At 67.2% G+C, this 22,858-nt stretch carries 21 protein-coding genes and 1 pseudogene; 14 read left to right on the top strand and 8 right to left on the bottom strand.

The window, feature by feature from the left end; translation table 11 throughout:
• Positions 1-202: pseudogene (locus tag QZ500_RS12915) on the top strand (biotin synthase BioB); the annotation flags it as partial.
• 194 nt (positions 203-396) lie between these two features.
• Here the strand turns inward: QZ500_RS12915 and groL are convergent.
• From groL to metK, 4 genes are all read right to left on the bottom strand, one after another.
• On the bottom strand, positions 397-2,046 hold the full coding sequence (gene groL / locus QZ500_RS12910; RefSeq protein WP_295855811.1) for a chaperonin GroEL: 1,650 nt from the start codon (positions 2,044-2,046) through the stop codon (positions 397-399).
• Positions 2,047-2,095: 49 nt separating this feature from the next.
• Positions 2,096-2,386, bottom strand: a complete 291-nt coding sequence (locus tag QZ500_RS12905) for a co-chaperone GroES (protein WP_198972103.1) — start codon at positions 2,384-2,386, stop codon at positions 2,096-2,098.
• 240 nt (positions 2,387-2,626) lie between these two features.
• The gene (locus QZ500_RS12900; RefSeq protein ID WP_295855810.1) at positions 2,627-2,941 is read right to left on the bottom strand and encodes a hypothetical protein; all 315 of its coding nucleotides are present in this window, start codon (positions 2,939-2,941) and stop codon (positions 2,627-2,629) included.
• A 132-nt stretch (positions 2,942-3,073) separates the two neighbouring features.
• Positions 3,074-4,255, bottom strand: coding sequence for a methionine adenosyltransferase (gene metK / locus QZ500_RS12895; RefSeq protein ID WP_295855809.1), 1,182 nt, complete (start codon positions 4,253-4,255; stop codon positions 3,074-3,076).
• A 169-nt stretch (positions 4,256-4,424) separates the two neighbouring features.
• On the opposite strand from metK, the gene QZ500_RS12890 reads away from it, so the two are divergent.
• Both QZ500_RS12890 and QZ500_RS12885 read left to right on the top strand, forming a co-directional pair.
• A complete protein-coding gene (locus QZ500_RS12890; RefSeq protein WP_295855808.1) occupies positions 4,425-5,255 on the top strand; it encodes a lysophospholipid acyltransferase family protein in 831 nt (276 codons plus the stop codon).
• Positions 5,252-6,115, top strand: coding sequence for a lipid A biosynthesis acyltransferase (locus QZ500_RS12885; RefSeq protein WP_295855807.1), 864 nt, complete (start codon positions 5,252-5,254; stop codon positions 6,113-6,115). Before QZ500_RS12890 ends, QZ500_RS12885 begins: the two co-directional genes overlap by 4 nt.
• Before the next feature lie 44 nt (positions 6,116-6,159).
• Here QZ500_RS12885 and yihA read toward each other — a convergent pair whose 3' ends face one another.
• The gene (gene yihA, locus QZ500_RS12880; protein ID WP_295855806.1) at positions 6,160-6,903 is read right to left on the bottom strand and encodes a ribosome biogenesis GTP-binding protein YihA/YsxC; all 744 of its coding nucleotides are present in this window, start codon (positions 6,901-6,903) and stop codon (positions 6,160-6,162) included.
• A gap of 92 nt (positions 6,904-6,995) precedes the next feature.
• On the opposite strand from yihA, the gene QZ500_RS12875 reads away from it, so the two are divergent.
• The 5 genes from QZ500_RS12875 to QZ500_RS12855 all read left to right on the top strand — a co-directional run bounded on the left by QZ500_RS12875 (position 6,996) and on the right by QZ500_RS12855 (position 13,051).
• A complete protein-coding gene (locus tag QZ500_RS12875; RefSeq protein ID WP_295855805.1) occupies positions 6,996-7,640 on the top strand; it encodes a cytochrome c in 645 nt (214 codons plus the stop codon).
• Positions 7,641-7,771: 131 nt separating this feature from the next.
• On the top strand, positions 7,772-9,937 hold the full coding sequence (locus QZ500_RS12870; protein WP_295855804.1) for a cytochrome c biogenesis protein ResB: 2,166 nt from the start codon (positions 7,772-7,774) through the stop codon (positions 9,935-9,937).
• A complete protein-coding gene (ccsB, locus tag QZ500_RS12865) occupies positions 9,934-11,301 on the top strand; it encodes a c-type cytochrome biogenesis protein CcsB (RefSeq protein WP_295855803.1) in 1,368 nt (455 codons plus the stop codon). The genes QZ500_RS12870 and ccsB overlap by 4 nt, the downstream gene beginning before the upstream one ends.
• 93 nt (positions 11,302-11,394) lie before the next feature.
• Positions 11,395-12,393 carry a protein-methionine-sulfoxide reductase catalytic subunit MsrP gene (gene msrP / locus QZ500_RS12860; RefSeq protein ID WP_295855802.1) on the top strand — a complete coding sequence of 333 codons (999 nt, stop codon included), beginning with the start codon at positions 11,395-11,397 and terminating at the stop codon, positions 12,391-12,393.
• A 1-nt stretch (position 12,394) separates the two neighbouring features.
• Positions 12,395-13,051, top strand: a complete 657-nt coding sequence (locus QZ500_RS12855; protein ID WP_295855801.1) for a protein-methionine-sulfoxide reductase heme-binding subunit MsrQ — start codon at positions 12,395-12,397, stop codon at positions 13,049-13,051.
• Between the two features lie 19 nt (positions 13,052-13,070).
• On the opposite strand, the gene lysA is transcribed toward QZ500_RS12855, so the two are convergent.
• Positions 13,071-14,354, bottom strand: coding sequence for a diaminopimelate decarboxylase (gene lysA, locus QZ500_RS12850; RefSeq protein ID WP_295855800.1), 1,284 nt, complete (start codon positions 14,352-14,354; stop codon positions 13,071-13,073).
• A complete protein-coding gene (locus QZ500_RS12845) occupies positions 14,351-14,686 on the bottom strand; it encodes a lipoprotein (protein WP_295855799.1) in 336 nt (111 codons plus the stop codon). Before QZ500_RS12845 ends, lysA begins: the two co-directional genes overlap by 4 nt.
• A 15-nt stretch (positions 14,687-14,701) precedes the next feature.
• Here QZ500_RS12845 and cyaY point away from each other — a divergent pair, with 15 nt between their 5' ends.
• Positions 14,702-15,031: an iron donor protein CyaY gene (gene cyaY / locus QZ500_RS12840; RefSeq protein ID WP_295855798.1), complete on the top strand. Its 330-nt coding sequence runs from the start codon at positions 14,702-14,704 to the stop codon at positions 15,029-15,031.
• A 62-nt stretch (positions 15,032-15,093) separates the two neighbouring features.
• On the opposite strand, the gene QZ500_RS12835 is transcribed toward cyaY, so the two are convergent.
• Complete coding sequence (locus QZ500_RS12835) at positions 15,094-17,508, bottom strand: penicillin-binding protein 1A (RefSeq protein ID WP_295855797.1); 2,415 nt, start codon at positions 17,506-17,508, stop codon at positions 15,094-15,096.
• Between the two features lie 241 nt (positions 17,509-17,749).
• Here QZ500_RS12835 and QZ500_RS12830 point away from each other — a divergent pair, with 241 nt between their 5' ends.
• The 5 genes from QZ500_RS12830 (at position 17,750) to QZ500_RS12810 (ending at position 22,854) form a co-directional block, all read left to right on the top strand.
• Positions 17,750-18,826 (top strand): pilus assembly protein PilM, encoded by a 1,077-nt coding sequence (locus tag QZ500_RS12830; protein ID WP_295855796.1) that lies wholly within the window; start codon positions 17,750-17,752, stop codon positions 18,824-18,826.
• Entirely contained in the window at positions 18,823-19,461 is a 639-nt protein-coding gene (locus QZ500_RS12825; protein WP_295855795.1) for a PilN domain-containing protein, read from the top strand. The genes QZ500_RS12830 and QZ500_RS12825 overlap by 4 nt, the downstream gene beginning before the upstream one ends.
• Positions 19,462-19,472: 11 nt before the next feature.
• Positions 19,473-20,144, top strand: a complete 672-nt coding sequence (locus QZ500_RS12820) for a type 4a pilus biogenesis protein PilO (protein ID WP_295855794.1) — start codon at positions 19,473-19,475, stop codon at positions 20,142-20,144.
• A complete protein-coding gene (locus tag QZ500_RS12815; protein ID WP_295855793.1) occupies positions 20,141-20,686 on the top strand; it encodes a pilus assembly protein PilP in 546 nt (181 codons plus the stop codon). Before QZ500_RS12820 ends, QZ500_RS12815 begins: the two co-directional genes overlap by 4 nt.
• 62 nt (positions 20,687-20,748) lie before the next feature.
• On the top strand, positions 20,749-22,854 hold the full coding sequence (locus QZ500_RS12810; RefSeq protein ID WP_366763118.1) for a type IV pilus secretin PilQ: 2,106 nt from the start codon (positions 20,749-20,751) through the stop codon (positions 22,852-22,854).
• Positions 22,855-22,858 lie beyond the last annotated feature (4 nt).

Below are 22,858 nucleotides of genomic sequence, written 5' to 3'. Positions count from 1 at the left end.
CGGCCGCCAGCAGATGGGCGAGGCGGTGCAGGCGCTGTGTTTCCTGGCCGGCGCCAACTCGATCTTCTACGGCGAGAAGCTGCTGGTCACCGGCAACCCCGACGTCGAAGCCGATGCCGCGCTGCTGGCGAAGCTCGGCCTGCAGGGCCGCCGCACGACGGTCGATGCGGCGGCATCGGCCGGCAGCTGCGCCAGCGACTAGCTGCACCCAACGTAAAAAGCCCGCGGATCTCACGATCCGCGGGCTTTTTTACATTCCCGGCCGGCAAGCGCAATGCCCCTGCCTTCACCAGCACCCGCCGTCCTAGGGTTTCCCTAGGACCGGCGGGGCCTCCCCCTCCCAGGGGGTGGCGAACGACACGGCGCGGCAGCGCCGTGCGAAGCCGGGTAGCGGGATCACATCCCCATGTCGCCCATGCCACCCATGCCGCCCATGCCGCCCGGCATGCCGCCGGCCGGTGCGTCGTCCTTCGGAGCCTCGGCGACCATGGCTTCGGTCGTCAGCAGCAGCGAAGCGACCGATGCGGCGTTCTGCAGCGCGGTGCGGGTCACCTTGGTCGGGTCCAGAATGCCCATCTCGATCATGTCGCCGTAGGTGTCGTTGGCAGCGTTGAAACCGAAGTTGCCGTTGCCTTCCAGCACCTTGTTGACCACCACGCTCGGCTCGCCGCCGGCGTTGTAGACGATTTCGCGCAGCGGGGCTTCGATCGCCTTCAGGATCAGCTTGATGCCGGCATCCTGGTCGGCGTTGTCGCCCTTGATCTCGCCGGCGGCCTGCTTGGCACGCAGCAGCGCGACGCCGCCGCCGGCCACGATGCCTTCTTCCACTGCCGCGCGGGTGGCGTGCAGGGCGTCTTCGACACGGGCCTTCTTTTCCTTCATCTCGACTTCGGTGGCTGCGCCGACCTTGATCACGGCCACGCCGCCGGCGAGCTTCGCCACGCGTTCCTGCAGCTTCTCGCGGTCGTAGTCGGAGGTGGCTTCCTCGATCTGGATGCGGACTTGCTTGACGCGGGCCTCGATGTCGCCTGCTTCGCCGGCGCCGTCGATGATCGTGGTGTTTTCCTTGCCCACTTCGATGGTCTTGGCAGAGCCCAGGTCGGCCAGCGTGACCTTCTCGAGCGTCAGGCCCACTTCTTCAGCGATGACCTTGCCGCCCGTCAGGATGGCGATGTCTTCCAGCATGGCCTTGCGGCGGTCGCCGAAGCCCGGAGCCTTGACGGCGACGACCTTCAGAATGCCGCGGATCGTGTTGACCACCAGGGTCGCCAGGGCTTCGCCCTCGACTTCCTCGGCGATGATCAGCAGCGGACGACCGGCCTTGGCGACCTGCTCCAGCGTGGGCAGCAGGTCACGGATGTTGCTGATCTTCTTGTCGTAGAGCAGCACGAAGGGGTTGTCCAGAATCGCGGCCTGCTTTTCCGGGTTGTTGATGAAGTAGGGCGACAGGTAGCCGCGGTCGAACTGCATGCCTTCGACGACGTCGAGTTCGTTGTCCAGCGACTTGCCGTCTTCGACGGTGATCACGCCTTCCTTGCCGACCTTGTCCATCGCGTCCGCGATGATCTTGCCGATGGATTCGTCGCTGTTGGCCGAGATCGAGCCGACCTGCGCGATTTCCTTGGAGGTGGTGGTGGCCTTGGAAGCGGACTTCAGCTGCTCCACCAGGGCCGTCACGGCACGGTCGATACCGCGCTTGAGATCCATCGGGTTCAGGCCGGCGGCCACGTACTTGGAACCTTCGCGCACGATGGCCTGGGCCAGCACGGTCGCGGTGGTGGTGCCGTCACCGGCGTTGTCGGAGGTCTTGGAGGCCACTTCCTTCACGAGCTGGGCGCCCATGTTCTGCAGCTTGTCCTTGAGTTCGATTTCCTTGGCGACGGACACGCCGTCCTTGGTCACGGTGGGGGCGCCGAAGGAGCGCTCGAGCACCACGTTGCGGCCCTTGGGACCCAGGGTGACCTTGACTGCATTGGCCAGGATGTTCACGCCTTCGACCATGCGTGCGCGGGCTTCGCCGCCGAAGACTACGTCTTTTGCTGCCATGTTTGATTACTCCAGAATGCGGTTGAGAGATGTGGGTGCGCGAGAGGGCTTACTTCTCGACAACGGCGAAGAGATCTTCTTCCTTCATGACCAGCAGCTCGTCGCCGTTGACCTTGACGGTCTGGCCCGAGTACTTGCCGAACAGCACGCGGTCGCCGACCTTGACGCCGACGGCCGAGACTTCACCCTTGTCGTTCTTCTTGCCCGGGCCCACGGCCAGCACTTCGCCCTGGTCGGGCTTCTCTGCGGCGGCGTCGGGGATCACGATGCCGGAAGCGGTCTTGGTTTCGCTGTCGATACGCTTGACGATCACGCGATCGTGCAGAGGACGAAGGTTCATTGCATCTCCTAGGAATGGAAGCGGTTGGGGCTCGTAAAAACACCGCCGGACGCGGTGTTTTGCTGACTGCGGGGACCTGCCTGCCATGCAATGCGGATGCTGCTAGCACTCAGGTCCTGCGAGTGCTAATCATATAGGCTTTCCTCCGGGTTTCAAGAGGAACGCCGACACCCGGCGTTGCACGATGCAACGCCGGGTGTCGGCGGGGGATGAGGAGAAAAAGCGGTCGGCGAGGCGGGCTCAGTCGCCCTTGTCGCTCGGCCCGATCCGGTCGGACAACTGTTCGGCAGGTGTCCCCAGCTCGCCGCTGTCGCCGCCCTCGGCCTGCTGCGTGCCGCCCATCCGGACGTTCTTGCCGCGGCCGGAGTAGATCTCGTCGTCGTCGAAGTCGATCTGCATCCGGTCGCCGGCGGAGCCGCCATCGACTTGGCCGCCGGGCTGCTGGGCATCGTCGGACGGGCCGATCGCGTCGGGCACCGCATCGTCCGGTTTGCCGTGAACGGCGCCCTGCAGAGCAGGACGGGGAGTGGAGTCGATGTTCTCGTTTTCAGCCATGGTGTTGCTCTCCTGTTGGATAAGTCGACCATGCCTGAAGTGACCGCCGGTGCGCTGTGGGACTAGGGCGCGCCCGGCCGGGGGCGGTGTCCGGCGCGGCGGGAAGCGCGGGCCGCGCCGGAACCCGCGACCTTATAGGCCTGCGGCGGCGCGCAGTTCGGCTGCCTTGTCCGTCTTCTCCCAGCTGAACTCCGGCTCCTCGCGGCCGAAGTGGCCGTAGGCGGCGGTCTTCTGGTAGATCGGACGCAGCAGGTCGAGCATCTGGATGATGCCCTTGGGCCGCAGGTCGAAATGCTCCAGCACCAGTGCGGCGATCCGGTCGTCGGGGATCACGCCGGTGCCTTCGGTGTAGACCGTGACGTTCATCGGCCGCGCCACGCCAATCGCATAGGCGACCTGGATCTGGCACTGGCGCGCCAGGCCGGCGGCGACGATGTTCTTCGCCACATAGCGGGCGGCGTAGGCGGCCGAGCGGTCGACCTTCGTCGGGTCCTTGCCGCTGAAGGCGCCGCCGCCGTGCAGGCAGGCGCCGCCGTAGGTGTCGACGATGATCTTGCGGCCGGTCAGGCCGCAGTCGCCCTGCGGTCCGCCGACGACGAAGCGGCCGGTCGGGTTGATCAGGTACTTGGTGTCCTGCAGCCACTCTTTCGGCAGCACCGGCTTGATGATCTCCTCGATCACCGCCTCGATGAAGCTGGCCTTCATCGTCTTGGGCGTCTCGGACTGGTCGGGACTGTGCTGGGTGGACAGCACGACGGTGTCGATCGAGTGCGGCTTGCCGTCGACGTAGCGCATCGTCACCTGGCTCTTCGCGTCCGGGCGCAGGAAGGGCAGACGGCCGTCCTTGCGCAGCTGGGCCTGGCGCTCGACCAGCCGGTGCGCGTAGTAGATCGGTGCGGGCATCAGCTCCGGTGTCTCGTCGCAGGCGTAGCCGAACATCAGGCCCTGGTCGCCGGCGCCGGTGTTCAGGTGGTCGTCGCTTGCCTGATCCACGCCCTGGGCGATGTCGTTGGACTGCTTGTCGTACGCGACCATCACCGCGCAGCCCTTGTAGTCGATGCCGTAGTCGGTGTTGTCGTAGCCGATGCGCTTGATCGTGTCGCGGGCGACCTGGATGTAGTCGACGTGCGCGTTGGTGGTGATCTCGCCGGCAAGCACCACCAGACCGGTGTTGGTCAGGGTCTCGGCGGCGACGCGGCTGCGTGGGTCCTGTTCGAAGATCGCGTCGAGGATCGCGTCGGAGATCTGGTCGGCCACCTTGTCGGGATGGCCTTCGGATACCGATTCCGAGGTGAAGAGAAAGTCGTTCGCCATTTGAATAAACTCCGGAGGTTGCGGCTGTGGGGCGTTGCCCAGGCCTTTCGGAGCTGTGGCGAACGCTTTAGCAGTTGTGTTTAACGTCGCCCTGCAAGTTGCTCATTTAACTCGGCGACCGGGCCATTCTAGCGGCGCCGTCGTCGCCCACCTGTTTCCTTCCTCCCCCGTGCTCAGGCTCCTGTCCCGCGCGCCGCTCTGGCTGCTGCATCCGCTCGGCGCGGCGCTCGGCTGGTGCGCCTTCCTGCTGTCGGGTACCTACCGCCGGCGCTTCCGTGCCCACGCGGCCGGCGCGGGCTACGCCTTCGGCGCGGTGGCGGCAGCGGTCGGGCACGCCGGGCGCATGGTCGCGGAGCTGCCGCGGCTGTGGTTCGGCCGTCCGCCGCGCTGGAGCTGGGACGACGGCGGTGCGATCGCACGGGCCTACGCCGCCGGCCGCGGCATCCTGTTCCTCACGCCGCACCTGGGCGGCTTCGAGCTGTCGCCGCAGGCGCTCGCCGCCGACTACGGGCCGGCACACGGGCCGATGACGGTGCTGTACCGGCCGGCCCGCCAGCCCTGGCTCGCGCGGCTGATGGCCTCGGCGCGGCTGCGGCCGCACATGGAAACCGTGCCGACGACGCTGGCCGGCGTGCGCGGGCTGGTGCGCGCGCTGCGGCGCGGCGAGGCGGTGGGGCTGCTGCCCGACCAGGTGCCGCCGGACGGGCTCGGACTCTGGTCGCCGTTCTTCGGCCGGCCGGCCTACACCATGACGCTGGCCGCGCGGCTGGCCCAGCAGACCGGCGCCGCGGTGCTGCTTGCCTGGACCGAGCGCCTGCCGCACGGCCGCGGTTTCGTCATCCATGTGGAGGAGCGCGCCGCCCCGCTGCCGGACGCGCTCGATGCGGCGGTGGATGCGCTCAATGCCGACATGGAGCGGCTGATCCGCCGCTGCCCGTCGCAGTACCTGTGGGGCTACGCGCGCTACAAGCAGCCGCGCCGGATGGAGGCGCCGGCATGAGCCGCCTCGGCGTATGGTTCATGCGGCTGCTGGCGTGGCTGCCGCTGTCGTGGGTGCGCGGCCTGGGGTGGCTGCTCGGCCGGGCGCTGTACGCGCTGGTGCGCAGCCGGCGGCGGGTGGTGGAGACGAATCTGGCGCTCTGCTTTCCGCAGCAGGACGCGGCCGCCCGGCGTGCGCTGGCGCGGGCCACCTTCGTGCGCTTCGCGCAGAGCTGGCTCGACCGGGGCTGGCTCTGGCATGCACCGCGCGACGTCGTGGCCCGGCGCGTGGTGCTCGCGGGTGCGGTGCAGGAACTCGACGGCGACGCCCCCACCATCCTCTTCTGCCCGCACTTCTTCGGCTTGGACGCGGCGGCCACCGGCATCGCGCTGCGCATCCCGCGCCGCTACACCTCGATCTATACCCCTCAGGCCGATCCGGTGGTGGACGAGTGGATCAAGGCCGGCCGGCTGCGCTTCGGCGACTGCCGGGTGTTCCACCGCAGCACCGGGGTGAAGGAGATCGTCGCCTCGCTGCGGGCCGGCGAGGTGTTCTACCTGCTGCCCGACATGGACTTCGGCGCGCAGGATTCGCTCTTCGTGCCGTTCTTCGGCGTGCCGGCCGCCACGCTGCCGTCGGTGCCGCGCTTCGCCCGACTCGGCCGCGCCAAGGTGGTGCCGGTGCTGCCACGGCTCACGCCGACCGGCTACACCATCGAGCTGCTGCCGGCCTGGCAGGACTACCCGACCGCCGACGTGGCGGACGACACCGCCGCGATGAACCGGCGGCTGGAGGGCTACATCGCCACCATGCCCGACCAGTACTGGTGGGTGCACAAGCGGTTCAAGACGCGGCCGCCGGGCTCTCCCTCGGTTTATTGAGGTTTTCGGGCTCCGGCGCCCGTCCCGCCTGCGCGAGGTGCTATCTATTCGGTAGCGTCGGCGGAATCGTCTGCCGCCTCGCCGGCATCCGGGGCTGTTGCGTCTGCGGCCGGGTGCGTCCAGTTCCAGAGCCGCAGCGCGGCCTCGTCCACGCCCTGGCGCTTGAGCGCCGAGAACATCTGCGCCTCGCCGCCGCCGGCGTTGAGCTTGGCGATCTGCAGCGCCTTGTTCTGCTCGACCCGGGTCAGCTTGTCGGCCTTGGTCAGCAGGACCAGGAACTTCAGCCCTTCCTCGACGCGGGGACGGATCACGTCGAGCAGGATCTCGTCGAGCTCGGTCAGACCGAGCCGCGGGTCGCAGAGCAGCACCACGCCGACCAGGTTCTCGCGGGTCACCAGGTAGTTGGCCATCACCCGTTGCCAGCGAATCTTGTCGTCCTTCGGCACCGCGGCGTAGCCGTAGCCGGGCAGGTCGGCCAGCACCGCGTCGTGCACGCCGCCGCGGCCCAGGCTGAACAGGTTGATGTGCTGCGTGCGGCCGGGCTTCTTCGAGGCGAAGGCGAGCTGCTTCTGCTGGGTGAGCGTGTTGATGCAGGTCGATTTGCCGGCGTTGGAGCGGCCGACGAAGGCGATCTCCGGCAGGTCGAGGGCCGGCAGGTGGTGCAGTTGCGCAGCCGTCGTCAGGAAGCGGGCGGTGTGCATCCAGCCCAGGGCGGCCTTCTTCGCGTCGGCGGTGCTGGCGGCATGCGGGGTGCCGACGGCGGGCGCGGGCGGAGGGGAAGCGGTCATGGAGCGGGGCGCGGCACGGGCCGGCCGGGGGAGCGGTAGCGGGGCGCCATTGTAGAATCCCGGGGTTTTGCGCCTATAGATACACCCCCGATATGAAGTTGCTTGCCTCCCTGCTGATGGCCGCCGCGCTGGCCGCACCCGCGTTTTCCGCCACGGCCGCAGACGCTGCGCCCGCAGCGGCAGCATCGAAGACGGCCAAGCCCGATCTCGCCAAGGGGGAAGCCAAGTTCACCGCGGTCTGCGCGGCCTGCCACGGCGCCGACGGCAATTCCGCCGTGCCGGCCCAGCCGAAGCTGTCGCAGCAGCATCCCGAATACCTGGTCAAGCAACTGCAGGAATACAAGTCCGGCAAGCGCAAGAACCCGATCATGCAGGGCTTCGCCGCCCAGCTGACCGACGAGGACATGCGCAACATCGCCTGGTGGGTCGCCTCCAAGCCGGTCAAGCCCGGCTTCGCCAAGGACAAGGCGATGGTCGCGCTCGGCGAGAAGATCTACCGCGGCGGCATTGCCGACCGCCAGGTGCCGGCCTGCGCCAGCTGCCACAGCCCGAACGGCGCCGGCATCCCCGCGATGTACCCGCGCATCGCCGCCCAGCATGCCGACTACACCGCCACGCAGCTGACCGCGTTCCGCGACGGCATCCGCACCAACAACCCGGTGATGACCGGCGTCGCCAGCAAGCTCAACGACCGCGAGATCAAGGCGCTCGGCGACTACATCGCCGGCCTGCGCTGATCTTTTTTCGCGGCCACGTGGCCGCAGTGCTGAACTAACCGCCGATAACAACACCCAAGAAGGGCGGGTCCATCCGACGCGATGGGCCCGCTCTTTTTTCGTCGCCGCCCGACCGTTCCCGTTTCCTCTCCATGACCGTCACCACCCACGGCATCCGCCTGCACCGCGGCTCGCACGCCCTGCGCGCGGCGATCGAGCTGCTGTCGTCGATGCGCTTCGCGATCTCGCTGCTGACGGTGATCTGCATCGCGTCGGTGATCGGCACCGTGCTGCAGCAGCAGCAGCCGTACGGCAACTACGTCAACCAGTTCGGGCCTTTCTGGGCCGAGCTGTTCGGTGCGGCGGGGCTCTACCGGGTCTACAGCGCCTGGTGGTTCCTGCTGATCCTGGCGTTCCTGGTGGTGAGCACCTCGCTCTGCATCGCGCGCAGCACGCCGAAGATCCTGGCCGACCTGAAGGTCTACAAGGAAGGCATCCAGGCGCGCAGCCTGCGGGCCTTCGGCCAGCGCGCCGAGGCGGACGTGGACGAGACGCCCGAAGCCGCCGCCCGGCGCATCGGCGCCCAGCTCGCCGGCGGCGGCTGGAAGGTCCGGCTGCAGGAGCGTCCCGCCGGCTGGATGGTCGCGGCCAAGGCCGGCGCGGCCAACAAGTTCGGCTACATCGCGGCGCACAGCGCGATCGTGCTGGTCTGCATCGGCGGCCTGCTCGACGGCGACCTGATCGTGCGGGCGCAGATGCTTTGGAACGGCAAGACCGCCTTCAACGGCGGCGGCATGATCGCCGACGTGCCGCCGCAGCACCGCCTGTCCGACCGCAATCCGACCTTCCGCGGCAACCTGCTGGTGTCCGAAGGCACCCAATCCTCGACCGCGATCCTCACCCAGTCCGACGGCGTGCTGATCCAGGAGCTGCCGTTTGCGGTCGAGCTGAAGAAGTTCGTGGTCGAGCACTACTCGACCGGCATGCCCAAGCTGTTCGCCAGCGAGATCGTGATCCATGACAAGGAAACCGGCGAAGCCCATCCGACGCGGGTCGAGGTGAACCATCCGGCCCGCTGGCGCGGCGTGGAGATCTACCAGTCGAGCTTCGATGACGGCGGCTCGCAGGTCACGCTGCGGGCGGTGCCGCTGCACGGCGACGTGGCGCCGTTCGACGTGCACGGCACGATCGGCGGCTCGACGGTGCTCGACACCGGCGCGGGCGGCGAGAAGGTGACGCTCGAATTCACCGCGCTGCGCACGATCAATGTCGAGAACTTCGGCGGTGCGGGCGCGGCGTCGGGCTCCGGCGCCGACGTGCGCAAGGTGGACCTGCGCCAGGCGATCGACGCCCGGCTGGGCGCGGCCAACAAGACGGTCACCAAGAAGGAACTGCGCAACGTCGGCCCGAGCATCACCTACCGGCTGCGCGACGCCGCCGGCCAGGCGCGCGAATTCCACAACTACATGCTGCCGGTCGATACCGGCGACGGCGTGCCGGTGTTCCTGCTCGGCATGCGCGCCACGCCGGCCGAGGAATTCCGCTACCTGCGGCTGCCGGCCGACGCCGACGGCCGGCTCGACGGTTTCCTGCGGCTGCGCGCCGCGCTGGCCGAGCCGGCGGCGCGCGAGGCGGCGGTGCGCCGCTATGCCGCGCAGTCGGTCGATCCGACGCGCGCCGACCTGTCCGAACAGCTCGCCGGATCGGCGTCGCGCGCCCTCGAGCTCTTCGCCGGCAACCCCGCCGCGGCCGAGGGCAGCGTGGAGCGCAACGGCGGCCTGCAGGCGATCTCGGACTTCATGGAGGCCAACGTGCCGGCCGACGAGCGCGCCCGCGCCGGCGAGGTGCTGGTCCGCATCCTGAACGGCGTGCTGTTCGAGCTGGTGCAGCAGACCCGGACCGCCGCCGGCCAGCCGCGGCTCGCGCCCACCGACGACAAGGCCCAGGCGTTCATGACGCAGGCGGTGCTGTCGCTGTCCGATGCGGCCCTGTATCCGGTGCCGATCGCCTTCGAGCTGCAGGATTTCCAGCAGGTGCAGGCCAGCGTGTTCCAGGTGGCCCGTGCACCCGGCAAGACCATCGTCTACCTCGGATGCGCGCTGCTGATCGCCGGCATCTTCGCGATGCTCTACGTGCGCGACCGCCGGCTCTGGGTCTGGCTCGCGCCGCAGGGCGAGGGCGGCCGCGCCCATGCGCTGATGGCGCTGTCGTCCAACCGCAAGACCCTCGACGGCGACCGGGAGTTTTCCCGCTTGGCCGCCACGCTGATCGCCGCGCAAGATGCCGCAGCGCCCCGTGAAGGAGCCCCCACGCCATGAATACCGCCGCTGTCTCTCCCGATCCAACCACCCGCCGCGTGGTGCACGCGGTCGCCCTGCAGCCCGGCTACTTCGCCCGCCGCAACGCGCTCGACTGGGCCTTCGCCGCGCTGCTCGTCGCGGGCGGCGTCTTCGCGTTCCTGCGCTACGGCGCCTTCATGGACGTCTACGAGAAGGCGATCCTCGTCGGCAGCGTGCCCGCGGCGATCTGGATCGGCTGGTTCTGGCGGCCGCTGCGCGCGCTGATGGTCGCGGTCGCCGCGCTGTCGCTGCTGGCGATCGCCTGCTACCAGGTCGACGGCCAGGGCAGCCTGGCCCGCGCCGACACGGTATTCGGCCTCAAGTACTTCCTGTCGAGCCAGTCGGCCATCCTCTGGATGAGCATGCTGTTCTTCATGAGCACCATCTTCTACTGGCTCGGCATGCTGTCGCGCGGCGAAGGGACCGCGCTGTCGTTGATCGGCTCGCGCATCGCCTGGGTGGCGGTGACGCTGGCGCTGGTCGGCACCCTGGTGCGCTGGTACGAGAGCTATTTGATCGGCCCGGACATCGGCCACATCCCGGTCAGCAACCTCTATGAGGTGTTCGTGCTGTTCTGCTGGATGACCGCGACCTTCTACCTCTACTACGAAGACCAATACCGCACCCGGGCGCTCGGCGCCTTCGTGATGCTGGTGGTGAGCGCGGCGGTCGGCTTCCTGCTCTGGTACACCGTGGTGCGCGAGGCCCACGAGATCCAGCCGCTGGTGCCGGCGCTGAAAAGCTGGTGGATGAAGCTGCACGTGCCCGCCAACTTCATCGGTTACGGCACCTTCGCGCTGTCGGCGATGGTGGCCTTCGCCTACCTGATCAAGCAGCAGGCGGGCGAGACCCGCTGGTGGAAGCTCGCGCCGCTCTGGCTGCTCGGCATCGTGCTGTGCTTCGAGCCGATCGTCTTCCGCCGGGGTGCGGCCGAGTCCGGCGGCGGCTACTGGGCGGTGTACTTCGGCCTGTCGGCGCTGATCGTCGGCGGCATCCTGTTCGGCCGCCGCCGTATCGCGGCCAAGCTGCCGCCGCTCGAGGTGCTGGACGACGTGATGTACAAGGCGATCGCCGTCGGCTTCGCCTTCTTCACCATCGCGACGGTCCTGGGTGCGCTCTGGGCCGCCGAGGCCTGGGGCGGCTACTGGAGCTGGGACCCGAAGGAGACTTGGGCACTGATCGTCTGGCTCAACTACGCGGCCTGGCTGCACATGCGGCTGATGAAGGGCCTGCGCGGGGCGATCTCCGCCTGGTGGGCGCTGGTGGGTCTGGCCGTCACCACCTTCGCCTTCCTGGGCGTCAACATGTTCCTGAGCGGCCTGCACAGCTACGGGACGCTGTAGCCGCCCGCGGCTGAAACCGGAGCCGTTCACGCCGCGTAACCATCGTGCCGCCCGATCCGGGCGACAGTCCCCCCTCCCGTAGAAGGACCGACCATGCCGATTACCCCCCGCGACCGTGGCTTCATCCATCCCCACTCCAGCGAGATCACGCCCCGCGCGGTCTACGAGGACCGCCGTGCCATCCTGCAGTGGATGGCGACCGGCGCGGCCGGTGCGGCGCTCGCCACCTGGGCCGGCCGCGAGGCGTTCGCCCAGACGGCCCGGCCGAACAAGCTGGCGGCCCTGCCCGGTGCGAAGAGCGCCGTGCCCGGCGCCATCGCGATGGACAAGCCGACCGACTACAAGGACGCGAGCACCTACAACAACTTCTACGAGTTCGGCACCGACAAGTCCGACCCGGCGAAGAACGCCCACACGCTGCAGACCCGGCCCTGGACGGTCGAGGTCGAGGGGCTGGTGAAGAAGCCCGGCAAGTACGCGATCGAGGACCTGCTGAAGCTCTCCGCGATGGAGGAGCGCATCTACCGCCTGCGCTGCGTCGAGGGCTGGTCGATGGTCATCCCCTGGGTCGGCTATTCGCTGTCCGACCTGATCAATAAGGTCGAGCCGCAGCCGGGTGCCAAGTTCGTCGAGTTCGTGACGCTCGCCGACAAGAAGACGATGCCCTTCGTCGGCTCCGGCGTGCTGGACTGGCCCTACACCGAGGGCCTGCGGATGGACGAGGCGATGCATCCGCTCACGCTGCTGACCTTCGGCATGTACGGCGAGGTGCTGCCCAACCAGAACGGCGCGCCGGTGCGGCTGGTGGTGCCCTGGAAGTACGGCTTCAAGTCGGCCAAGTCGCTGGTGAAGATCCGCTTCACCGACAAGCAACCGGCCACCGCCTGGAACAAGTCGGCGGCCAACGAATACGGCTTCTATTCCAACGTCAACCCGAACGTGGACCATCCGCGCTGGAGCCAGGCGACCGAGCGCCGCATCGGCGACCCGGGCGGCCTGTTCGCCAAGCGGCGCAAGACCGAGATGTTCAACGGCTACGAAGCCCAGGTCGGCCAGCTCTACGCCGGCATGGACCTGAAGAAGAACTACTGAGGTGGCCACGACCGCCGGATCGCCGGTCAACCGCCTGCTGCTGCACCCGGCGGCGAAGCCGGCGGTGTTCCTGCTGTGCCTGGCGCCCTTCGCCTCGCTCTTCTACGGCGCCTTCGCCAACACGCTGGGGGCCAATCCGGCCGAGACGCTGATCCGCGCTACCGGCGACTGGACGCTGCGCTTCCTCTGCATCGTGCTGGCGGTCACGCCGCTGCGCACCGCCACCGGCTGGACAGGCCTCGCCCGCTACCGCCGCATGCTGGGCCTGTTCGCCTACTTCTACGTGGTGGTGCACCTGCTGTGCTACGCCTGGTTCGACATGGGATTCGACGTGGCGGAGATCGCCCGCGACATCGCCAAGCGGCCGTTCATCCTCGTCGGCTTCGCGGCCTTCGTGCTGCTGACGCCGCTGGCCGCGACCTCGTTCAACCGCGCGATCAAGGCGCTGGGAGCGAAGCGCTGGCAGGCGCTGCACCGGCTGGTGTACCTGATCGCCGGACTGGGCCTGCTGCACTTCTTCTGGATGCGCGCCGGCAAGAATAATTTTGCTGAGGTGTACGTCTACGCCGCCATCATCGCCGTGCTGCTCGGCTGGCGGGTGTGGCGGCGGTTTGCGACGAAAAAGCCGATTGTGCGCCCGCCCGGCGGGCGCAACTAGCTATCGAAAAAGGAGCGGGTCAGCCGACGAGCCGTTCGGCCCGCATCTGGTCGGCAGCCGTCTCGCGCTCGCGCACCAGGTGGGCCGTGGCACCGTCCACCAGCACCTCGGCCGCCCGGCCGCGGGTGTTGTAGTTGCTCGCCATGCTCATGCAGTAGGCACCGGCGGACAGCACCGCCAGCCGGTCGCCCGCCTCCACCGCCAGCGTGCGGTCGCGGCCGATCCAGTCGCCGCTCTCGCAGACCGGGCCCACCACGTCGTAGATCGGTGCGTCGTCCGTCGGCCGGCTGCGGTCGAGCGGCACGATCGCATGGAAGGCCTGGTACATCGCCGGCCGGGGCAGGTCGTTCATCGCGGCGTCGACGATGCAGAAGTTCTTCTGCTCGCCCGGCTTGAGGTACAGCACTTCGGTCAGGCAGACGCCGGCGTTGCCGACCAGCGACCGGCCGGGCTCGACCATCAGCTGCCGGTCGCCGAAACCGCGGGCGTCGATCTTCGCGAGCAGTTGTTTCCACAGGTCGTCGGCCGCGGGCGGCGTGTCGCCCTGGTAGTCGATGCCCAGGCCGCCGCCGAAGTCGATGTGGTGCAGCCGGATGCCGGCGGCTTCAATCGCTTCCACCATGTCGAGCACGCGATCCATCGCGTCGAGATAAGGCGTCTCTTCGGTGATCTGCGAGCCGATGTGGCAGTCGATGCCGACAACTTCCAAGCCGGGCAGGCTGGCCGCATGGCGATAGGCAGCGACCGCGTGTTCGTGGGCGATGCCGAACTTGTTGCCCTTGAGGCCGGTGGAGATGTAGGGATGGGTCTTCGGATCGACGTTCGGATTGACCCGGATGCTCACCGGCGCCCGCCATCCGCCGGCCACGGCGACGGCGTTCAGCACGTCCAGTTCGGCATCGCTCTCGACGTTGAAGCAGCCGATGCCTGACGCGAGGGCGTCGCGCATCTCCGCCGGCGTCTTGCCGACGCCCGAGAAGATCACCTTCTTCGGATCGCCGCCGGCGGCCAGCACCCGCTGCAGTTCGCCGCCCGAGACGATGTCGAAACCGCAGCCCGCCTGGGCGAACACCTGCAGCACGGCCAGCGTCGAATTGGCCTTCATCGCATAGCAGATCTGCACCTGCCGGCCGGCGAAGCCGCGCCGGTAGGCATCGAGCGCCGCGAGCATCGCGCCGCGCGAATACACATAGAGCGGCGTCCCGTGGGCGGCCGCCAGGTCGGCGAGCGCCACGTCTTCGACGAACAGGGCATCGCCCCGGTAGCCGACGTGCGGCTGTCCCGGCAGGGAGGAAGGCATCATGGAATGACGGGAGAAGAGGGGGAGGAGGTGACCGGTTCGAAGGTCGATTCCGGCACCAGTTCGGCCGGCGACAGGAACGGTCCGCCGCTGCCGCTCGGGATGGCCTGGGGGGGCGAGGCAGGCGTCGGGGCGGTCGCGCCCGCCGCCGCAGCCGGCGTTGCCGGGGCGCTGCCCGGCAGGCGCGGTCGCAGCGTCTGCGGCAGGGTCGCCCGGCCGACCGCGGCCTGGCCGGTCGGCAGGAAGAGCGGACCCTTCTGGCCGCAACCGGCGAGCACCGCCACACTCCCGCCGAGGGCGATCGCCCTGACTAGAATTTGCGGGACGTTCAACATCCGCGGATTGTAGTAATGACCGACATCGAATTCCTCGACCTGGCCGAGCGCCTGCTGCAGACGGTGGAGGAAAGCTGCGACCGCATCGACGAGGACACCGATGCCGACATCGACGCGCAGCGCTCGGGCGGCATGGTGACGCTGACGTTCCCCAACCGCACGCAGATCGTGCTGAACCAGCAGAAGCCGCTGCACGAACTCTGGCTGGCCACCAAGTCGGGCGGCTACCACTTCAAGTACCAGGACGGTGCCTGGCAGGACACCAAGGGTGCCGGCGAACTGCTGGTGCTGTTGTCGCGGGAAGCGTCGGCGCAGGCCGGGATGCCGCTGCGCTTCGGCGCCTGAGGCGATGCAGGGTCCGGGACAGGGCAGGCACCTCCCCCGTGCCGCCCGCTGCGTCGGCCGCCTCAGTTCCGGAACAGGTCCAGGATCCGGTTGCGTTCTTCGGCCGGCGGCGGTGCCTGCGGCGTGACCGCGTCGGGCGCATTGGTGCCGGCCGGCGCCGCGGATTCGCCGCCCAGGCTCGGGATGCCGCCCGAGCGGGCGTACTCCTCGTAGAACCATTCGCCGCCGTTGTTGACGATGCCGGCTGGCGGTTCGTACTCCTGCACCGGCACGCCCTTCAGCGCGTAGTCCATGAAGCTGATCCACACCGGCAGGCTCAGGCCGCCGCCGGTTTCGCGGTCGCCCATGTTTTTCGGCGTGTCGTAGCCGATCCAGGTCACGGCTGCGAGCGTCGGCTGGAAGCCGGCGAACCAGGCATCCATCGAATCGTTGGTGGTGCCGGTCTTGCCGTAGACATCGGTGCGCTTGAGCATCGCCTGCGCCTTGGCGGCAGTGCCCGACCGGGTGATCGTCTGCAACAGGCTGTCCATGATGAAGGCGTTGCGCGGGTCGATCACCTGGTTGGAGGCGTCGGGCACCGGCGGCTTGGTTTCCAGCAGGACGCGGCCCTTCTGGTCGACCACCTTGGCGATCAGCCAGGGGTTGAGCCGGTGGCCGCCGTTGGCGAACACGGCGTAAGCGGTTGCCATCTGCATCGGCGTGACCGAGCCTGCGCCCAGCGCCATCGGCAGGTAGGCGGGGTGCTTGTCGGCCTCGAAGCCGAAGCGGGTTATCCAGTCCTGCGCGTACTTGGTGCCGATCGACTGCAGGATGCGGATCGACACCATGTTCTTCGACGCCGCCAGCGCACGGCGCAGCGACATCGGGCCCTCGAAACGGCCGTCATAGTTCTTCGGTTCCCAGGGCTGGCCGCCGGTGGTGCCGGCGTCGAAGAACAGCGGTCCGTCGTTGACCACCGTGGCGGGCGTGAAACCCTTCTCGAGCGCCGCCGAGTAGATGAACGGCTTGAAGCTCGAGCCCGGCTGGCGCCATGCCTGGGTCACGTGGTTGAACTTGTTCTTGCCGAAGTCGAAGCCGCCGACCAGTGCCTTGATCGCGCCGCTGCGTGGATCGACCGCGACGAACGCGCCCTCGATCTCCGGGATCTGCGTGATCTCCCAGGTTCCCTTGGTCGTGCGCACCACCCGGATCACCGCGCCGCGGCGGATGCGCACGTTAGGCGATGCCTTGTCGATCAGGCCCGACTGCGCCGGCCGCAGGCCTTCGCCGGTGATCTCGACCCGGTCGCCGTCTGCGCGGATCGCGACGATGCGCTTGGCGCTGGCCTCCAGCACCACCGCCGACAGTACGTCGCCGTTGTCCGGGTGCTCGCCGAGGGCGTTGTCCACCGCCTCGTCGAGCTCCTTCGGATCGCTGGGCAGGTCGATGAATTTCTCCGGACCTCGGTAGATCTGCCGGCGCTCGTAGTCCATCAGGCCCTTGCGCAGCGCCTTGTATGCGGCGTCCTGGTCGCCGGCGTTTACCGTGGTGTACACGTTCAGGCCGCGGGTGTAGGCCTCGTTGCCGTACTGGGCGAACACAAGCTGGCGTACCATCTCGGCGATGTATTCCGCATGCACCCGGGTGGTGTCGGGCCCGGTGCGCAGCTTTAAATCCTCCGCCTTGGCGGCCGCTGCCTGCTCGTGCGTGATGAAGCCGGCTTCCTCCATCCGGTCGATGATGTAGAGCTGGCGCGCGCGTGCGCGGCGCGGATTGCTGATCGGATTGTTGGCCGTCGGCGCCTTCGGCAGGCCGGCGAGCATGGCGGCCTCGGCGATGCTGATCTTCTGCAGCGGCTTGCCGAAATAAGTCTCCGATGCAGCCGCGAAGCCGTAGGCCCGGTTGCCCAGGTAAATCTGGTTCATGTAGATCTCGAGGATCTGGTCCTTCGACAGCAGGTGCTCCAGCTTGAAGGTCAGCAGAATCTCGTAGATCTTGCGGGTGAAGGTCTTCTCGGACGACAGGTAGACGTTGCGGGCCACCTGCATCGTGATGGTCGAGGCACCCTGGCTCTTGGCGCGGTTCAGGTTGGCGAGGCCCGCCCGCACCACGCCCTTGTAGTCGACGCCGCCGTGGCTGTAGAAGCTCGTATCCTCTGCCGCCAGCACGGCGTCCTTCATGACCTTGGGGATCTCCCGGATCGGCGTCAGGTTGCGTCGCTCCTCGCCGAACTCGCCCAGAAGCGCACCTTCGGTCGAGAACACCCGCAGCGGGAGCTTGGGCCGGTAGTCGGCCAGATCGGAAATATCGGGCAGGTTGGGATAAGCGACGGCCAGTGCAACACAGACAGTCAGCACGCCGGCCACCACCGCCGCGACGACTACGCCCACCAGGCCGAGCAGGATCCGCAGAGTCCAGGCCCACCACGCAGGACGTGCCGGCGTTTTCCGTCCAGGCTTCGGGGAGGACGGGTCGGGTGAAGAAGAGTGGGCAGGCATGGCGGCAGGGCTCGCGTCGAGGCAACCCACCATTATAAAAACCCGGCGTTTACTGAAGTGCGTTACATGCGTGGGCGTCCACTTCGGCTGCAAGTGCCGTGGCGTGTCGTTTTGGCAACGAGACGGGCAATGCAGGGGCTTTTCCGCCTACGGTGGATTTGCCGGTCCTGATAGCATCCCACGAAGTGTTAGCTTTTGTTGCGCACATATCCGTCGTTTGTCCAACCCCAGGGAGAGCCCGATGTCGCCGCGGTCCTTGTTCAGCCGCCAGTCCGCACCCCTGCTGGGCATTGATGTGAGCACGTCGAGCGTGAAGTTGGTGGAACTCGGCCGCGCCAAGGACGGCACCCTGGTGCTGGAGCACTGCGCGATCGAGTTGATCGAGCGCGGCTGGATCGTCGACGGCAACATCGAGAAATTCGACGAAGTCGCCGAGGCGATGCGCCGGCTGGTCAAGAAAAGCGGCACGCGTACCCGCAATGTCGCGATGGCGCTGCCGCCATCGGCGGTGATCACCAAGCGGATCATGCTGCCGGCCGGGCTGTCCGAACTGGAACTGGAAGTGCAGGTGGAATCCGAGGCCAGCCAGTACATCCCGTTTTCGCTCGACGAGGTCAGCCTCGATTTCTGCGTGATCGGTCCGAGTGCGCAGTCGTCGGAGGATGTCGACGTGCTGATCGCTGCCTCGCGGAAAGAAAAGGTGCAGGACCGGCAGGGTCTGGCGGAAGCCGCAGGCCTGCGACCGGTGGTGGTGGATGTCGAGTCGTACGCGGCCCGCGTGGCGGCCGGCCGGATCATCGAGGGCCTGCCGCGCCTCGGCGACGATGCGATGGTCGCCCTGCTGAAGATCGGTGCGGTGACCAGCAGTCTCCAGGTGATCCGCCACGACGAAGTGCTATACGAGCGCGACCAAGCCTTCGGCGGTGGCCAACTGACCCAACTGATCGTGCGGCAATACGGTTTTTCGGCGGAAGAGGCCGAATCCAAGAAGCGCAGCGGCGAACTGCCTGAGGACTACGCTACGGCGGTGCTGGCCCCGTTCGTCGACAGCATGGCGGCCGAAGTCAGTCGGTCGCTGCAGTTCTTCTTCACCAGCACACCCTACAACCGGGTCGACCAGATCCTCCTGGCGGGTGGCTCGGCCTCCTTGCAAGGGCTGGCGGAGGCCGTGGCGCGACAAGCCGGATTCCCGTGTGTGCTGGCCAATCCTTTTCAGGGCATGACGCTGGCCTCCAGTGTCCGCGCGACGCGCATCGCGCGCGATGCACCGTCCTACCTGACGGCGTGCGGACTGGCGATGCGGAGGTTCCTGCAGTGATCCTGATCAACCTGCTGCCGCACCGTGAGGCGGCCCGCAAGAAGCGTCGCGAGGCCTTCAATGTCGCTCTGGTGGCGTCCGCGCTGGCCGGCGGCCTGATCGCGGGCGTCATCTACCTCTGGTACCAGGGCGAGCTGGAGTCGCAGCGCGGTCGCAACCAGATGCTGCAGTCGGAGATCACCCAGCTGGAATCCCAGATCAAGGAGATCGCCACGATCGAGACCGAGATCGCCTCGCTGCGCGCACGCCAGAAGGCCGTCGAAGACCTGCAGTCCGACCGCAATCTGCCGGTCCACCTGCTCAATGAACTGGTACGCCAGCTGCCCGACGGCGTCTATCTGACGGACATGCGCCAGACCGACCAGACGGTCACGCTCAAGGGCATGGCGCAGTCCAACGAGCGGGTGTCCGAACTGTTGCGCAATCTCGGCAACAACACGCCTTGGTTCACTAGGCCGCAACTGGTGGAAATCGTGACCGCGACGGTCAACCTGTCGCCCCGCGACCAGCGCCGCGTCGCCAGTTTCACGATCACCCTGCGCCTGCAGCGGTCGAGCGACCTGCAGGCCGCCACACCGGCCACGTCGTCCGCCAATCCGGTACCGGTGGTCGCGGCTCCCGCGGCCGCGCGTTGAGGACTTCGAAGATGGCCACCCGCAAAGCGCGACGCAAGATCGATTTCGCCGATCTGCAAAGCCGGTTGAACCGGCAGTTCCAAGGTCTCGACCCGAAAGATCCGTCCCTTTGGCCTACGGTGCCTCGGATCGGCCTGTGCCTGTTGGCGGCATTGATGGTTTTGGGTGTGCTCTGGTACGTATGGTTGAGCGATGTGGACACCGAACTGGTGACGGAAACCGATCGAGAAGTGACCCTGAAAGCTGACTACCAGGCCAAGGTGATCAAGGCCACCAACCTGCAGGCGTTGAAAAAGCAGCGCGAGCAGGTGCAACTCTACGTTACCCAGCTGGAAAAGCAGCTGCCGAGCAAAGCCGAGATGGCTGCGCTGTTGTCGGACGTGAATCAGGCCGGTCTGGGCCGCAGCTTGCAGTTCGAACTGTTCCGGCCCGGCGATGTGCAGGTCCGTGATTACTACGCCGAATTGCCGATCGCGGTGCGCGTGACGGGTCGGTACCACGACATGGGGGCCTTCGTGGCCGATGTCGCACACCTGTCGCGTATCGTGACGTTGAACAACATTGCCATCGCGCCAAACAAGGACGGCAATCTGGTGATGGATGCCACCGCCCGCACCTTCCGCTACCTGGATGCCGACGAGATCGCTGCGCAACGCAAGGCGGCTGCAGGGGCCAAGAAATGAGTCGAAGGCCCTCGATATGGATCGTCGCGCTGCCGCTACTGATGCTGCTCGGCTGCGACAATGCGCGTGACGACGAATTGCGGACCTGGATGACGGAACAACGCAGTCAGGTCCGGCCGAAGATCGTCCCGCTGACGGAGCCCAAGCAGTTCGTACCGCAGGATTACCTGCAGCAAAGCGCGGTGGATCCCTATACCGCCGAGAAACTCACCCAGGCGCTTCGCCGCGACTCGTCGCGTGTGTCGTCCAATGCGGCGCTGATCGCGCCGGAAATGGCGCGGCGCAAGGAGCCGTTGGAAGCCTTCCCCCTAGATACGATGAGCATGGTCGGCAGCCTGGTCAAGGCGGGGCAACCGGTGGCGCTGGTGCGTGTCGGCACGTTGCTCTACCAGGTCCGGGTCGGCGACCACCTTGGGCAGAATTTTGGGCGGGTCATGCGCATCACCGAAACCGAAATCACGCTGCGCGAGATCGTCGAAGACCCGTCGGGCGACTGGGTCGAGCGTTCGACCAGCCTGCAGCTCCAGGAAACAACGAAATGATCAAGTGCGACGGTTTTCCCGCACGCGCCGCCGCCCGCGTCGTGGCATTGGCAGCAGGCCTGATGGTGTCGGCTGCGGGTTGGGCGCAGGGTGCGATCGAGGCGGTGAGCGGATTCACCCAGGGTGGTGCCGAGGTTCTGCGCATCGATTTCAGCCAGGCGCCGACGGCGCTTCCGACCGGCTTCACCATCCAGTCTCCTGCGCGGATCGCGTTGGACTTTCCCGCGACCAGCAGTACCTTGAGCCGGCCGTCGGTCGAGCTCAATCAAGGCAACCTTCGTTCAGCCACCGTGGTGGAGGCGGGCGACCGTACGCGGGTGGTGCTCAATCTGCGACAGCCGACGGCCTATCGGACCCGGATCGACGGTCGATCGGTCGTCGTGACGCTGGACCCCGCGCCGGTCACTGCGCCGACCACGGCGGCGCGGCCCGTGTTTGCCGAAAGCACGACGTCCGATGTCGCTGCCTTGCGCGATATCGACTTTCGGCGGGCCGGAGACGCGGCAGGCCGCGTCATCGTGTCCCTGCCCAGCAATCAGGTCGGCGTGGACCTGCGTCAGCAGGGGCCGGCTCTGGTGGTCGAGTTCCTCAAGTCGTCGCTTCCGGAAGGGCTGCGTCGCCGTCTCGACGTCGCGGACTTCGGTACACCGGTGCAGACCATCACCTCGACCCAGGTCGGGGACCGCGTCCGCATGACGATCGAGCCCCGGGGCGAGTGGGAGCATTCGGCCTACCAGAGCGACAACCAGTTCGTGGTCGAGGTGCGGCCGAAGAAAGTCGATCTCAACAAGCTGTCGCAGGGCCCGGGTTATTCCGGCGAACGGCTGTCGCTCAATTTCCAGAGCATCGACGTGCGGTCTCTGCTGCAGGTGATCGCCGACTTCACCAACTTCAATATCGTCACCTCCGATACGGTCAATGGATCGCTCACCCTGCGGCTGAAAGACGTGCCGTGGGACCAAGCATTGCAGATCATCATGGATGCCAAGGGCCTGGGCATGCGCAAGAACGGCTCGGTGCTGTGGATCGCGCCCAAGGACGAGATCGATGCGCGTACCAAGAAGGATCTGGAGGCCGAGGCGGCACTGCAACTGCTCGAGCCGACACGTACGCAGGCATTCCAGCTGAACTATGCGAAAGCCAACGAGATCGTCGGCCAGTTGCTGGGCGTCGCGTTGCCGGGAGCCGGAGGCGTCGGAGCCCTGCCTGTCGTGCCGGGTGGCGTGAACAACGCACGTTTCCTGTCTCCGCGCGGCAGTGCGATCGCCGAGCCGCGGACCAACCAACTGTTCGTGACCGACACCCCTGCCAAGCTGGCCCAGGTTCAGGAACTGATCGCACGGCTCGACCGGGCGGTGCGGCAGGTGCTGATCGAAGCGCGGATCGTCGAAGCTTCCGATACCTTCAGCCGGTCTTTGGGCGTCAGGCTCGGGGGCGTCGATCTGCGTACGCAGCAGGGGGGCAACGCAGGCTATACGCTCAGCGGCAACAACCGCTTGGCGCTCGGTACCAACTACAGCAATGCGGTGGCAACGACCGGTGCCGGCGGCGTGATCGACACAACCAGCAACTTCGTCAATCTGCCGGCCACTACACCGACGGGGGTCAGTGCTGCCACATTTGCGCTGTCGATCTTCAACGCGTCGGCCAACCGTTTCCTGAACCTCGAACTCTCCGCCCTCGAAGCCGACGGCAAGGGCAAGCTGGTATCAAGTCCGCGTATCGTGACGGCCGACCAGACCAAGGCGTTGATCGAGCAGGGCACCGAGTTTCCCTACCAGCAGGCGACGGCCAGCGGCGCCACCTCGATCGCCTTCCGGAAAGCCAACCTCAAGCTGGAAGTCACGCCGCAGATCACGCCGGAAGGCAACATCATCCTGGACCTGGACATCAACAAGGACTCGCGCGGCGAAACTACGATCGCCGGCATCGCGATCAACACCAAGCACATCAAGACGCAGGTTCTGGTCGAGAACGGCGGCACCGTGGTGATCGGCGGCATCTTCGAACTGACCGAGACCAACGACGAGAACAAGGTGCCTTTCCTGGGCGACATCCCCGTCGCGGGCAACCTGTTCAAAAGCCGCAACCGGATCTCGAACAAGCAGGAGATGCTGGTATTCATCACGCCGAAGATGATTGCGGACCGGGCAACTGCCACCCGCTGAAGTG

The organism is uncultured Xylophilus sp. (assembly GCA_913776965.1).
GTDB lineage: Bacteria > Pseudomonadota > Gammaproteobacteria > Burkholderiales > Burkholderiaceae_C > Xylophilus.
Note: the sequence above shows the minus strand (reverse complement) of the source record. Positions and strands in the feature narration are given on the sequence as shown.

What these genes read in the sequence shown, in the direction of transcription:
- groL (WP_295855811.1), bottom strand. Translation starts at nt 2,046, where the DNA reads ATGGCAGCAAAAGACGTAGTCTTCGGCGGCGAAGCCCGCGCACGCATG.
- QZ500_RS12905 (WP_198972103.1), bottom strand. Translation starts at nt 2,386, where the DNA reads ATGAACCTTCGTCCTCTGCACGATCGCGTGATCGTCAAGCGTATCGAC.
- QZ500_RS12900 (WP_295855810.1), bottom strand. Translation starts at nt 2,941, where the DNA reads ATGGCTGAAAACGAGAACATCGACTCCACTCCCCGTCCTGCTCTGCAG.
- metK (WP_295855809.1), bottom strand. Translation starts at nt 4,255, where the DNA reads ATGGCGAACGACTTTCTCTTCACCTCGGAATCGGTATCCGAAGGCCAT.
- QZ500_RS12885 (WP_295855807.1), top strand. Translation starts at nt 5,252, where the DNA reads ATGAGCCGCCTCGGCGTATGGTTCATGCGGCTGCTGGCGTGGCTGCCG.
- yihA (WP_295855806.1), bottom strand. Translation starts at nt 6,903, where the DNA reads ATGACCGCTTCCCCTCCGCCCGCGCCCGCCGTCGGCACCCCGCATGCC.
- QZ500_RS12875 (WP_295855805.1), top strand. Translation starts at nt 6,996, where the DNA reads ATGAAGTTGCTTGCCTCCCTGCTGATGGCCGCCGCGCTGGCCGCACCC.
- QZ500_RS12870 (WP_295855804.1), top strand. Translation starts at nt 7,772, where the DNA reads ATGACCGTCACCACCCACGGCATCCGCCTGCACCGCGGCTCGCACGCC.
- ccsB (WP_295855803.1), top strand. Translation starts at nt 9,934, where the DNA reads ATGAATACCGCCGCTGTCTCTCCCGATCCAACCACCCGCCGCGTGGTG.
- msrP (WP_295855802.1), top strand. Translation starts at nt 11,395, where the DNA reads ATGCCGATTACCCCCCGCGACCGTGGCTTCATCCATCCCCACTCCAGC.
- lysA (WP_295855800.1), bottom strand. Translation starts at nt 14,354, where the DNA reads ATGATGCCTTCCTCCCTGCCGGGACAGCCGCACGTCGGCTACCGGGGC.
- QZ500_RS12845 (WP_295855799.1), bottom strand. Translation starts at nt 14,686, where the DNA reads ATGTTGAACGTCCCGCAAATTCTAGTCAGGGCGATCGCCCTCGGCGGG.
- cyaY (WP_295855798.1), top strand. Translation starts at nt 14,702, where the DNA reads ATGACCGACATCGAATTCCTCGACCTGGCCGAGCGCCTGCTGCAGACG.
- QZ500_RS12835 (WP_295855797.1), bottom strand. Translation starts at nt 17,508, where the DNA reads ATGCCTGCCCACTCTTCTTCACCCGACCCGTCCTCCCCGAAGCCTGGA.
- QZ500_RS12830 (WP_295855796.1), top strand. Translation starts at nt 17,750, where the DNA reads ATGTCGCCGCGGTCCTTGTTCAGCCGCCAGTCCGCACCCCTGCTGGGC.
- QZ500_RS12820 (WP_295855794.1), top strand. Translation starts at nt 19,473, where the DNA reads ATGGCCACCCGCAAAGCGCGACGCAAGATCGATTTCGCCGATCTGCAA.
- QZ500_RS12815 (WP_295855793.1), top strand. Translation starts at nt 20,141, where the DNA reads ATGAGTCGAAGGCCCTCGATATGGATCGTCGCGCTGCCGCTACTGATG.
- QZ500_RS12810 (WP_366763118.1), top strand. Translation starts at nt 20,749, where the DNA reads ATGGTGTCGGCTGCGGGTTGGGCGCAGGGTGCGATCGAGGCGGTGAGC.